Below are 12,724 nucleotides of genomic sequence, written 5' to 3' on the forward strand. Positions count from 1 at the left end.
CCGTTTAGAGGTTGTGCAGATTTTATCCGGCGGTGGCCGGCTGTACCTCATTCGACGGTTTCGGCAGCGACGACAGCATCGCCATGATCAGTGCGGCCAGGTAGGGCAGCGACTGCACCAACAGCATGGCCACCCAGAAACGCATGTCGGCGCTCGGCATGCCTTGAACCAGGTAGATACCGGCCGCGGCACCCCAGAGCAGGAGCATGATGAACAGCTCTTCGCGCGCCTCGGAAATCGCCACCAGCAGACCATGGCTGTCGGCGTTTTTCGGGGTGCGGAAGAACGGAATGCTGCTGGTGAAGAAGCCGTACAGCACCGCCTTGGCAATGGTGTGCGACAGGGCCAGGCCAGCCAGCGCCGCAGCGAAGGCATCCTTGAGGTTCACCCCGACCGCGCGGCGATAGAGGAACACGATCTTGCCGACCTTGAACACGAACAATGCCAGTGGCGGGATGGCGAAAATCATCAGCGGCGGGTCGACCCGCTGCGGCACGATGATCATCGCTGCCGACCAGAGCAGTGCCCCGACGGTGAAGAAAATGTTCATGCCGTCGGCGATCCATGGCAGCCAGCCGGCCAGGAAGTGGTAGCGCTGGCCGCGTGTCAGCTCGGTGTCCTTGCCGCGCAACAGGCTTGCAGCGTGCCGCTTGATGATCTGAATCGCGCCATAGGCCCAACGGAAGCGCTGCTTCTTGAAGTCGATGAAGGTGTCGGGCATCAGGCCCTTGCCGTAGCTGTTGTGGGCATAAGCCGCCGAATAGCCTTTTTCGAACACGCGCAGGCCCAGCTCGGCATCCTCACAGATACACCAGTCGGCCCAGCCCAGTTCTTCGAGCACCGAGCGGCGGGTCATGGTCATGGTGCCATGCTGGATGATCGCGTCACGGTCGTTGCGGGTCACCATGCCGATATGGAAGAAGCCCTTGTACTCCGAGTAGCAGAGCTTCTTGAAGGTGCTTTCATACTGGTCGCGGTAGTCCTGTGGCGATTGCACCACGGCGATTTTCGGGTCGGCGAAATGCGGCACCATGTGTTTGAGCCAGTTGCGGTCGACGCAGTAGTCCGAGTCGATCACCGCGATCACTTCGGCGTCCTTGGCCGTATGCGGGATGAGGTAGTTCAATGCCCCGCCCTTGAAACCGGCCAGTGGTGCGACGTGGAAGAACTTGAAGCGCTCGCCGAGCAGTTCGCAGTGGGCCTTGATCGGCTCCCAGACCGCCGGGTCCTTGGTGTTGTTGTCGATGATCAGGACTTCGTAGTCCGGATAATCCAGTGCGGCCAGCGCGTCGAGGGTCTGTTTGACCATTTCCGGCGGCTCGTTGTAGCAGGGCACATGGACCGAAACCTTGGGGCGGTAGGCGCTGTCGGCCTGTACCGGAAGGAACTCGCGACGCCGCTTGTGTATCCACACGGCTTCGGCCAGTTCATGAGCCTCGGTCAGCAGCACGATGAAGACGCCGAGTGCCCCGAGGGCAAGCAGGAAGCCCACCGTCAGGCTGAACCAGGTGCTGTACTGTTGGCTGTAGTCGTAGCCGATCCAGACCAGTACCGAACCGCACAGGAAGGCGATGAAGGTCAGGAAGGTACGGCCGCGCTGACGCAGGGCCGAGCCGTCGATCAGCAGCAGGGCCAGCGAGAGCATCGCCAGGACCACGGAACTGATGGCCAGCAAGCGCCATTGTGGGATCGCGACCACAGGGCCTTCAAAGTTGAACTTCTGTTGGCGAGCCGCGTTGAATACGCCCCAGTACGCGCCGACCGAACCTTCGTCACTGGCTTTCCAGGGTTGGTCGTAGGCTTCGATGACGAAGTAGTTGTAACCCTGGCGGTTCAGTTTGTTGACCAGTGTGCGCAGGTAGATGGCCTGATCGGCCTGGGTTGCTTCAGCACCACCACGCATACGGCCATTGCTCGGCCAGCCGACTTCCGAGAGCAGCAGTGGCTTTTTCGGGAACAGGCGCTTGAGGTCGCGGGCACGGTCGAGAACGAATTGGCCGGCGTCCTGCATCGGGATGAATTCCCAGTACGGCAGGATGTGCGCCGCCACCAGATCGACGTGCTTGGCCAGTTCGGGGTGTTCTTTCCAGATGTGCCATTGTTCAGAGGTTGTGACCGGTACCTTGACGGCTGCGCGCACCCGATCCAGGTATTGCATCAGCGCTTCGGGGGTGATCTCCTTGCGGAACAGGGCTTCGTTACCGACCATTACCCTCACTACGCTGCGTGAGCTGTTGGCCAGTTCGATGGCACGCTGGATTTCCCGTTCGTTACGCTCCTGGTCGGGGCTGATCCATACCCCCAGCGTTACTCGCAGGCCAAACTCCTCGGCCAGTGCCGGAATCTGGTCCTGGGTGCCGTCCACGGTATAGATACGGATACTGTCGGTCAGCTTGCTCAACTGCTCCAGGTCCTGGCGCATCTCGTCAGTGGTTGGGTATTGCCCTTTCTGCGGGCTTTGCCCCAGGCGGAAAGGCGAGTAGGAGAAGCCGGAAATCTGCTCCGGCCAGTTGGGTGTGGAAACCGGGCGGTTGATCAGCGCCCAGAACCCGGTGAACAGCGCGGCGATTGCCACGACGATGACCAGGTTAAGACCAAATTTACGCGATGACATAGGTAGTTCGGGTTCCAAAGGGTGGAACGGGCAAGCGCCGTACAGCGCAAATCCTGATCGTTACCTGCCGTGCAATACAGGCAGGTATCAACTTGGATTTTCATTAGCAGCTTTAGTTCTGACGCCCGTGCAATTGTCGTCCAGGACTTGGGGTTACGCTGGACATTAAAGCAGCATTGCAACCGGTATGACCAATCGGCTGTCTTGGCTGTCGGTCAGGCACGGTATGGCATCGAACGCAGAGCAGCCTATAATGCGCGCCGGTTTTTTCGGGGTAGGGCCATGAGTACAGAAGATCCACGCTTTGCCGGTGTTGCCCGGTTGTACGGGCTGGAGGGGCTGCAGCGCCTGCGTGACGCCCATGTGGCGATCATCGGCATCGGTGGCGTCGGTTCATGGGTGGCAGAAGCCATTGCCCGCAGTGGGGTAGGTGAAATCTCGCTGTTCGACCTGGATGATGTGTGTGTCAGTAATACCAACCGTCAGTTGCATGCGCTGCAAGGCAATGTCGGCAAACCGAAGGTGGACGCCACAGCCGAACGCTTGAGGGCGATCAACCCGGCATGCACGGTACATGCGGTGGCGGACTTCGTGACCAAGGAAACCCTCGCCCAGTACATCACCGAAGACCTGGATTTTGTCATCGACTGCATTGACGCCGTGCAGGCCAAGGCGGCGCTGATTGCCTGGTGCAAGCGTCGGAAGATCTCGATCATCACCACCGGTGGCGCGGGTGGGCAGATCGACCCTACCCAGGTTCAGGTCACCGACCTGAACCGTACCTATAACGACCCATTGGCTTCGCGTGTGCGTTCGACTCTGCGCCGCGATTATGGGTTCTCGCGCAATGTCAGCCGCAACTACAGCGTGCCGTGCGTGTTCTCCACCGAGCAGTTGCGCTACCCGAAGCCGGACGGCGGCGTTTGCCTGCAGAAAAGTTTTGTCGGTGATGGGGTCAAGCTGGACTGCTCTGGTGGCTTCGGTGCGGTCATGATGGTCACCGCGACCTTCGGCATGGTCGCGGCGAGCAAGGCACTGGACAAACTGGTGGCGGGTACCCGGCGCCCATCCGAGCGCAAGCCGGCTCAGGCGCCAGAGGCGAGCTGAGCCATACGTTGCAGCACGGCATTGAGGCCGTTGCTGCGCGAGGGCGATAGTTGTCGCCCCAGGCCCAACTGGTTGAACCAGCCGGGCAGATCCAGCTGTTGCAAGGCGCTGCTGGACAGGCCTTCAACCCGGACCAGCAGCAGGGCGAGCAAGCCACGGATCATCCGGGCATCGCTGCTGGCGCGAAAGTGCCAGTGCCCGGCGCGCTGTTCGGCTACCAACCACACCTGGCTTTCACAGCCATGCACGCGGTTGGCTTCGCACTGTTCGTCACTGCTCAAGGCTGGCAGGCGCTCGCCCCATTGCATCAGCAAGCGGGCACGTTGCTCCCAGCCTGCGGCCTGTTCAAAGCTATCAAGTGCCTCTTGGGCAGCGATTGGCAGGGTCATCGCAGCAGCTCCAAGGACTGGTCCAGTGCTTCAAAAAAGCGTTGCAGGTCATCCGAATCGCTATACAGGGCCAGTGACACCCGTACCGCACCTGCAAGGCCGAGGCTTTTCAGCAGTGGCATGGCGCAGTGGTGGCCGGCACGTACGGCGACGCCCTGCTCGGTCAACAGGTGGGCCAGATCGGCGCTGTGTACACCGTGGATGACGAAGCTGGCCACTGCCACGTCGGGCGTACCGAGCACCCGCACACCTTCACGGTCGTTCAGGCCGCGCAGCAGCAGGCGGTGCAGGGTGGCCTCGTGTTCGTCAACGGCGGATGGGTCCAGGCTGGCCAGGTAATCAAGGCTGGCGCCCAGGCCGATGACGCCGGCTATCGGCGGTGTACCCGCTTCAAAACCCAACGGGGCGGGGCGGAACGTGGCCTCTTGATAGTCGGCCAACTGCACCATCTCGCCGCCGAACTGCCAGTGCTGCAGCAGGTTCAGTGCCTGGTACCGACCGTAAAGCACGCCGACACCGTCCGGGCCATAGAGCTTGTGGCTGGAAAAGACATAGAAGTCACAGCCCAGTTGCTGGACATCATGCCGCCCATGGACCACGCCCTGGGCGCCATCGACCACACTCAGTGCTCCTTGAGCCCGGGCATGGGCCAGCAAGGGCGCGAGGGGTTGCCAGGTACCCAGTACATTCGACAGTTGACTGAGTGCGACAAGGCGTGTGCGCGGGCCAATCAACTGCAGCGCAGCCTCGACATCGATGAAGCCCTCAGGGGTGATGGGCAATATCACCAGCGTGAGGCCGCGTCGCCGGGCCAACTGCTGCCAGGGCAGCAGGTTGGCATGGTGTTCCAGGGCGCTGACCGCGATCTCATCGCCGGGATGAAAGCGCGCTTCCAGGCCGTAGGCCAGCAGGTTCAGTGCCGAAGTGGCGCCGTGGGTGAAGATGATCTCGTCGGTGCTGGCGGCATTCAGCCAGCCGGCAACCTTCTCCCGGGTGCGTTCAAAGGCTTGTGTCGCCAGCGCGCCGGGCAGGTGTTGGGCACGGTGAACATTGGCGGCACCGTGACTGTAATAGTGGCTCAGGGCATCGAGCAGGGCTTGAGGCTTCTGAGTAGTCGCAGCATTGTCCAGATAGGTCTGGTGCTGTCGTTGCAGGGCAGCGATGGCCGGAAAGTCAGCGCGCCATGGAGAAGGCAGGAACATGATGGTCGGGCTCTGGGCATCGGGCTTGGCAAGCGCCAAGCCCGATCGTACCACTTAGTTGTGAGCGTGCAGCGCTTCGTTCAGCTCGATAGCCGACTTGTGGGTCTTGCACTCCACTGCGCCGCTGACCGAGTTGCGACGGAACAGCAGGTCTGGCTGGCCAGCCAGGTCGCGTGCCTTGACCACTTTGACCAGTTGGTTCTGCTCGTCAAGCAGGGCCACCTTTGTGCCTGCTGTGATGTACAGGCCTGCTTCAACGGTATTGCGGTCGCCCAGCGGAATACCGATACCGGCGTTGGCGCCGATCAGGCAGCCTTCACCGACCTTGATCACGATATTGCCGCCACCCGACAGGGTGCCCATGGTCGAGCAGCCGCCGCCCAGGTCCGAGCCCTTGCCGACGAATACGCCTGCCGAAACACGGCCTTCGATCATGCCCGGGCCTTCGGTGCCAGCGTTAAAGTTGACGAAGCCTTCGTGCATGATGGTGGTGCCTTCGCCGATGTAAGCACCCAGGCGTACCCGTGCGCTGTCGGCGATACGTACGCCGCTCGGCACGACGTAGTCGGTCATCTTCGGGAACTTGTCTACCGAGAAGACTTCCAGCAACTCGCCCTTCAGACGTGCTTCCAGTTGCAGCTCGGCCAGCTCGGCCAGGTCGATGGCGCCCTGGCTGGTCCAGGCCACGTTCGGCAGCAGCGGGAAAATGCCGGCCAGGCTCACGCCATGCGGTTTGACCAAGCGGTGCGAGAGCAGGTGCAGCTTCAGGTACGCTTCTGGGGTGGAGGTCAGGGCACCGTCTTCGGCCAGCAGGGTAGCGACCAGCGGCTTGCTGCTTTCTGCCAGGCGAGTCAGCAGGGCGGCCTGTGCGGCGTCGACGTTTTTCAGCGCTTCGGCCAGTTGTGCGGCCTGGGTGGTGTTGAAGGCAATGGCCTGGTTGCCACCTTCGTAACCGAGGATCGGGGCAATGGCCGCGATCAGTTCGGCAGCCGGGTTCACCAGCGGTTGTGCGTAGAAGACTTCCAGCCAGGCGCCTTGGCGGTTCTGGGTGCCAACACCAAAGGCCAGGCTGAACAGGGTAGTGGACATGCGGTTACCTCTTGGGAAATTGAATGAATGCGTGGCGCCGGTCAGGACAGGGCGGCCGCGTAAAGGTCGGGCTTGAAGCCGACCAGGGTTCGTTCACCCAGGTCGAGTACCGGGCGTTTGATCATCGAGGGCTGGGCGAGCATCAACGCGACGGCCTTGGCCTGATCAAGGTCGGCCTTCTGCGCATCGTCGAGCTTGCGGAACGTCGTGCCTGCACGGTTGAGGACAACCTGCCAGCCATGCTCGTCACACCAGCGTTCGAGGCTTTCGCGGTCGATACCCTGGCTCTTGTAATCGTGAAAGTCGTAGGCAATGGCATTTTCTTCGAGCCAGGTACGGGCTTTCTTCATGGTGTCGCAGGCCTTGATTCCGTAAAGGCGCAATGGCGTGTCGCTCGTAGTCAAGTCATGCCCCTCCTGGGAAAAAATGATGACGGATTATGCCACGACCTACACCGGGGAGTGGCGCTGGTCATGGTTCTTTGTAGCATTGTGTTACAGGTTGCGGCAGTGCTTGCGACTTTTGTGCAGCGGTGTGCGCGCAGCCTAAGCGGCTAATATGTCGCTTCAATGGCGTTTTCCGGCGCAGGATGCCTATCGCTATTGAACGCTTTGAAATCGAACAGGAATTACGCCGCATGCAGTCAGCCTATACCGTCTTAATTCTGCTGATGCTGGTCAGCGTTTCCAAGTTGGTCGGAAGGCTTGTTCCGCTACCTTTGCCGTTGGTACAGATTGCCGCTGGAGCCTTGCTGGCCTGGCCAACCCTGGGGCTTCACGTTGCCCTCGACCCTGAGCTGTTCCTCTTTTTGTTCCTTCCGCCGCTATTGTTTTCCGATGGTTGGCGCATGCCCAAGCGCGAGTTGTGGCGCCTGCGAGGGCCAATCCTGACCCTGGCGGTCGGGCTGGTGCTGTTTACCGTCGTCGGCGCGGGCTACTTCATCCATTGGATTCTGCCGAGTATTCCGCTGCCGGTGGCCTTTGCCTTGGCGGCCGTGCTGTCGCCGACTGATGCCGTTGCCGTTTCGGCCATTACCCAGGACCGTCTGCCGACACCCTTGATGCACATGCTTCAGGGCGAAGCCCTGATGAACGATGCCTCGGGCCTGGTGACCTTCAAGTTTGCCCTGGCAGCAGCCATTACCGGGGTATTTTCCCTGGCCGAAGCAAGCCTGACCTTTGTTTTGGTTGCGGTAGGCGGGCTGGCTATCGGCGTGGCGTTGAGCTGGCTGGTCGGACGTTTGCGTGCCTGGATGATTGCACGGGGGTGGGATGATCCGGCCACCCACGTCGTATTTATGTTGTTACTGCCGTTTGCCGCCTACGTGTTGGCCGAGCGTCTTGGGGCTTCGGGCATTCTGTCTGCCGTAGCGGCAGGCATGATGCAGAGCTGGCTTGATCTGTTGCCACGTCAGACCAGTACTCGCCTGCTCAATCGCAGTGTCTGGTCGCTGTTGGAGTTCGCCTTCAATGGTCTGATCTTCTTACTGCTGGGCCTGCAGTTGCCGGATATCGTCAAGGCGGTGACCAGTCACGAAGCGTCACTGTGGCCAACCCTGCTGTGGCGCTGCCTGGATGTACTGGCGATTTTCCTGGTGTTGATCGCACTGCGTTTTGTATGGGTGCAGAGCATCTGGCGCCTGATCGGTGCGATTCGCCGCTGGCGGGGCAAGGACGACCTGGTTCTGGTGCCCACCGCTCGTTCGTGCTGGCTGTTGACCCTGGGCGGTGTGCGTGGTGCGGTGACCCTGGCGGGTGTCATGTCGGTCCCGCTGTTGATCAGCGCAGGTAAAGCCTTCCCGGAGCGAGACCTGCTGATCTTCATCGCTGCCGGAGTGATTTTGCTTTCGTTGATCTCGGCCTGCATTACCTTGCCAGTGCTGCTGCGCGGTGTGACCAAAAGCCCGGACGATACCTTGCGCCAAGAGGCCAAGGAGGCCTGGCGGCGCACGGCTGAGGCGGCCATTCATGCGCTGGAGGCAGAGGAGGCGGTGGAATCAAGCCTGCCTCAGGATGCCGCGCAGGATGCCAATCACGCGGCGTTGGCGATAGAACTCAAGGGGCGTTTGATGGCGGAGTATCGGCATCAGCTCGATACCTTCAATGACAGCGCCGAAGCACAGGCGTTGGCCGAGCAGATGGACCATTTGGAGCGGCGTCTGCGCTTGCGCGCTCTGCGTGCGCAGCGGCTGGAGCTGTACAACCTGCGTCGCAATCATGAAATTGGTGATGACGTACTGCGTCAGGTATTGGGCGAGCTGGACATGAGTGAGGCCAACCTGGGGCCGGTCAAGTAGCCGGCTCAGGTGAAAAGCAGCGCCGACGGTCGCTCACGTGTGCCGACTCCCGTTTACTGTCTACGGGGGCCGGCTTGCCACGGTACTGGAGCCGCTGCTTAACCCTCGATGAACGCACGAATCCGCTGTGCGGCTTCAACGCACTCGGCCAGTGGTGCGACCAGTGCCAGGCGCACGCGGCTGGCGCCAGGGTTGACGCCATTGACCTCGCGAGACAGGTAAGAGCCCGGTACCACGGTCACGTGCTGCTGTTCGAACAGGTTGCGGCAGAAGGTGGCGTCATCCATCGGCACTTTCGGCCACAGGTAGAAGCCGCCGTCCGGTTTCTTCACATCCAGCACCGGCCCGAGGATTTCCAGCACAGCGTCGAATTTTTCGCGGTACAGGTCGCGGTTGGCGCGTACATGCGCTTCATCGTTCCACGCAGCAATGCTTGCCAGTTGGGTTTGTACCGGCATGGCGCAGCCGTGGTAGGTGCGATAGAGCAGGAAGCCCTTGAGTACATCGGCATCACCGGCGACGAAGCCTGAGCGCAGGCCCGGCAGGTTGGAGCGTTTGGACAGGCTGTGGAACACCACGCAACGCTTGAAGTCGCTGCGACCCAGTTCCGCACACGCACTCAGCAGGCCCGGTGGTGGGCTTTGCTCGTCGAAGTACAGTTCGCTGTAGCATTCGTCGGCGGCGATGATGAAATCGTACTGGTCAGCCAGGGCAATCAGTTTTTTCAGGGTATCGAGCGGAATCAGTGCGCCGGTCGGGTTGCCCGGGGAGCAGAGGAAGAGAATCTGGCAGCGTTGCCAGATTTCGGCTGGCACGGCGTCGAAGTCCGGGTTGAAGCCGTTCTGATCCAGGCATGGCAGGTAGTGTGGCTGTGCACCTGCCAGCAGGGCCGCACCTTCGTAGATCTGGTAGAAAGGGTTGGGGCTGACCACCAAGGCATCGTCGCTACGGTTGACGACGGCCTGGGTGAAGGAGAACAACGCCTCCCGGGTGCCGTTGACCGGCAGTACATGGCGGGCCGGGTCGATCCAGCCCGTTGGCACGTTGAAACGGCGCTCGCACCAGTGCGCAATCGCCTCGCGCAGTGCCGGCAGGCCCAGGGTAGTGGGGTAAACAGCCATCTGATCCAGATTGTCGGCCAGTGCCTTGGCGACGAACGCCGGTGAGGTGTGCTTCGGCTCACCGATCGACAGGGCGATGGCGCGTTTGTCCGCGGCCGGTTGTACAGCGCCGAGCAGGGCGCGCAGTTTTTCAAACGGGTAAGGCTGAAGCTTTTGCAAGGCGTTGTTCATCGGCGCTGAATCTCGTCAAACGTTAAATGGTCAAGCGGGACATTTCGACACCGGCCTGGTCGGCCTGCAGCTGCTGCACGATCGCATCCTGCAGGCGGCTGCACAGCTGCGGGTCGGAGAGCGGCTGGTTGTTGGCATCGGTAATGAAGAACACATCTTCCACGCGTTCGCCCAAGGTGGCGATCTTGGCGTTCTGCAGCGACAGGTCGAACTGCAGGAAGATGAGGCCGATCCGCGCCAGCAGGCCAGGGCGGTCGGGGGCGTTCAGCTCAAGCACGGTGACCGGGCGCTGGGCATCGTTGTGGATGGTCACCTGCGGGGCAAAGTTGAAATGCTTGAGTTGGCGCGGTACTCGGCGCTGGATGATGGTCGGGTAGTCATCCGGGTTGCGCAGTGCTTCAGTCAGGCCGTCGCGGATTTGCTTGACCCGTTTTGGATTGTCGCCAATTGCACCGCCGTCGTTGTCGAGCACGATGTAGGTGTCGAGGGTGAATTGACTGCTGGAGGTGATGATCCGGGCGTCATGGATGTTCAGGTTGAGCTGGTCCATGGCCGCCACGGTCACGGCGAAGAAGTCATGCTGGTCGGGGGCATAGATGAAGATCTGGGTGCCGCCCTCGAACTCGCGTTGCGTGGTTTCCTTGATCAGCACCAGTGGCCCGCCATCCGCGGGTTGCTGCAGGATCGCATCGCTGTGCCAGGCCACATCGGCCGCGGTGTGGCGCAGGAAATAGTCGTCGCCCAGTTGTGACCAGAGTTGCTCGACGTCATCCGGGTCTGTGCCCTCTCGCACCAGGATGTCCAATGCGGCGCTCTGGGTCTGGCGGATCTGTTCCTCGCGGTCCAGCGGGTTCTCAAGGCCACGACGCAGGGCGCGCTTGGTCTCTGTGTAGAGTTGGCGTAGCAGGCTGGCTCGCCAGGAGTTCCACAGGCTCGGGTTGGTGGCATTGATGTCGGCCACGGTCAGTACATAGAGGTAGTCAAGGTGAACCTCGTCGCCGACCAACTGGGCGAAGTCGTAGATCACCTGCGGGTCAGAGAGGTCTTTTCGCTGGGCTGTGGTGGACATCACCAGGTGGTTCTGCACCAGCCAGACGATCAAGCGACTGTCCCAGACGGGCAACTGATGACGCTTGCAGAAGCTTGCGGCATCAATGGCGCCGATCTCGGAGTGGTCGCCTTTACGGCCTTTGCCGATATCGTGGTACAGCCCGGCCAGGTAGATCAGTTCAGGCTTGGGCAGGCGGCCCATGAGCTTGCTGGCCAGCGGGAATTTTTCCGATACAGGCGTGTACTGCAATTTTCGCAGGTGCTTGATCAGGTTCAGCGTGTGCGCATCGACCGTATAGATGTGGAACAGGTCGTGCTGCATCTGCCCAATGATCAGGCCGAACTCCGGCAGGTAGCGACCGAGGATGCCGTAACGGTTCATGCGGCGCAGGTTACGGTGAATACCGATCTCACACTTGAACAGCTCGATGAACAGGCTGGTGTTGCGGATGTCGTGGCGAAATTCGCTGTCGATCAGGTGGCGATGCTGGCGCAGCAAGCGGATGGTGTCGGCGCGTACGCCCTTGATCTCCGGGTGCTGGGCCATCAGCACGAAGATTTCCAGCATGGCGAATGGTGTGCGCTTGAACACATTCGGGCGCACCGCTTCGATGTAGCCGTCGTGCAACTGGAAGCGCGGATTCAGCGGCTGAGTGCTGCTGCAGCTGTCATCGGCGAGGATCACTTCCTCGAAGTGCTGGATGATCAGATCGCTCAGCTCGGCGATGCTCATGACCACCCGGTAATACTGCTGCATGAACTGTTCGATGGCGCGCTTGGGGTTCTCGTCGGTGAAACCCAGCAGCGCGGCAATGCTGCGCTGGTGATCGAACAGCAGGCGGTCTTCGGCGCGCCCTGCAAGCATGTGCAAGGCATAGCGGACCTTCCACAGGAACTCCTGGGAAGAAGCCAGCAGCTCGTTTTCGCTTTCCAGCAGGAAGCCTTCATCTGCCAGGGCGTGCAGGTTGAGCGTGCCGTACTGGCGGCGCGCAACCCAAAGTACGGTCTGGATGTCGCGCAGGCCGCCAGGGGAGCCTTTGACATTGGGCTCCAGGTTGTACTCGGTGTCGTTGTACTTGTGGTGCCGAGCTTTCTGCTCGGCGCGCTTGGCCAGGAAGAACTCCCGGCTTGGCCACATGTGCGCCGTGCTGGTGACTTCGAGCATGCGCTGGCGCAGGCGCTCGGGGCCGGCAATGGTGCGGCTTTCCATCAGGTTGGTAATCACCGTCAGGTCGGCGCGGGCCTGTTCGGCGCACTCGTCGACCGAGCGCACGCTCTGGCCGACTTCAAGTCCGATATCCCACAGCAGGGTCAGGAAGCGCTCAATCGAGTCGCGGAACACTTCATGGTCGGCGCTGTCGAGCAAAATCAGCAGGTCGATGTCCGAGTAGGGGTGCAGTTCGCCGCGACCATAGCCGCCGACCGCAACCAGGGCGATATCGGCCTCGTCACTCCACTCGAAGTGGTTCCAGGCCTGCTGCAGGATATTGTCGACGAACCAGGCGCGGTCTTCGATCAGTCGGCGGATCTCGCGGCCATCGCGAAAGCGCTGATCCAGCACCTCTCGAGCCTGGCGGATGGCCTTCTTGAAGGCGGCGATGGGGCTTGCCTTGAGAGCCAGTTCCGCCTGGAACTGGCCTCGGTCGAACAGCTCGGGATCCACCTGGGGCATCGAATCAAGTTCC

General features: G+C 61.3%; 9 protein-coding genes. 2 read left to right on the forward strand and 7 right to left on the reverse strand.

From position 1 onward, the window contains the following. Positions 1 to 22 precede the first annotated feature (22 nt). Positions 23 to 2,614: a glycosyltransferase gene (locus UIA24_RS02215; protein WP_330522080.1), complete on the reverse strand. Its 2,592-nt coding sequence runs from the start codon at positions 2,612 to 2,614 to the stop codon at positions 23 to 25. Between the two features lie 282 nt (positions 2,615 to 2,896). On the opposite strand from UIA24_RS02215, the gene tcdA reads away from it, so the two are divergent. After that, positions 2,897 to 3,721 (forward strand): tRNA cyclic N6-threonylcarbamoyladenosine(37) synthase TcdA, encoded by an 825-nt coding sequence (gene tcdA / locus UIA24_RS02220; RefSeq protein WP_102052874.1) that lies wholly within the window; start codon positions 2,897 to 2,899, stop codon positions 3,719 to 3,721. Here the strand turns inward: tcdA and UIA24_RS02225 are convergent. The 4 genes from UIA24_RS02225 to UIA24_RS02240 are packed head-to-tail and all read right to left on the reverse strand — an operon-like array spanning position 3,700 to position 6,784. Then, a complete protein-coding gene (locus UIA24_RS02225; protein WP_330522081.1) occupies positions 3,700 to 4,110 on the reverse strand; it encodes a SufE family protein in 411 nt (136 codons plus the stop codon). The two genes, tcdA and UIA24_RS02225, sit on opposite strands and share 22 nt — an antisense overlap. Then, positions 4,107 to 5,312 (reverse strand): aminotransferase class V-fold PLP-dependent enzyme, encoded by a 1,206-nt coding sequence (locus tag UIA24_RS02230; protein ID WP_102052912.1) that lies wholly within the window; start codon positions 5,310 to 5,312, stop codon positions 4,107 to 4,109. The genes UIA24_RS02225 and UIA24_RS02230 overlap by 4 nt, the downstream gene beginning before the upstream one ends. A gap of 54 nt (positions 5,313 to 5,366) precedes the next feature. Beyond that, positions 5,367 to 6,401 (reverse strand): 2,3,4,5-tetrahydropyridine-2,6-dicarboxylate N-succinyltransferase, encoded by a 1,035-nt coding sequence (gene dapD / locus UIA24_RS02235; RefSeq protein ID WP_099773709.1) that lies wholly within the window; start codon positions 6,399 to 6,401, stop codon positions 5,367 to 5,369. A gap of 41 nt (positions 6,402 to 6,442) precedes the next feature. Further along, a complete protein-coding gene (locus tag UIA24_RS02240) occupies positions 6,443 to 6,784 on the reverse strand; it encodes an ArsC family reductase (protein ID WP_256587616.1) in 342 nt (113 codons plus the stop codon). Between the two features lie 254 nt (positions 6,785 to 7,038). Between UIA24_RS02240 and UIA24_RS02245 the strand changes: the two genes are divergently transcribed. Next, positions 7,039 to 8,697: a Na+/H+ antiporter gene (locus UIA24_RS02245; RefSeq protein WP_102052911.1), complete on the forward strand. Its 1,659-nt coding sequence runs from the start codon at positions 7,039 to 7,041 to the stop codon at positions 8,695 to 8,697. Positions 8,698 to 8,795: 98 nt separating this feature from the next. Here UIA24_RS02245 and dapC read toward each other — a convergent pair whose 3' ends face one another. Beyond that, the gene (dapC, locus tag UIA24_RS02250) at positions 8,796 to 9,989 is read right to left on the reverse strand and encodes a succinyldiaminopimelate transaminase (protein ID WP_330522082.1); all 1,194 of its coding nucleotides are present in this window, start codon (positions 9,987 to 9,989) and stop codon (positions 8,796 to 8,798) included. Positions 9,990 to 10,011: 22 nt separating this feature from the next. Then, positions 10,012 to 12,711, reverse strand: coding sequence for a [protein-PII] uridylyltransferase (locus tag UIA24_RS02255; RefSeq protein WP_099773712.1), 2,700 nt, complete (start codon positions 12,709 to 12,711; stop codon positions 10,012 to 10,014). Positions 12,712 to 12,724: the final 13 nt, after the last annotated feature.

The sequence above is a fragment of the Pseudomonas sp. AL 58 genome, from assembly GCF_036348395.1.
Taxonomy (GTDB): Bacteria; Pseudomonadota; Gammaproteobacteria; order Pseudomonadales; family Pseudomonadaceae; genus Aquipseudomonas; species Aquipseudomonas defluvii.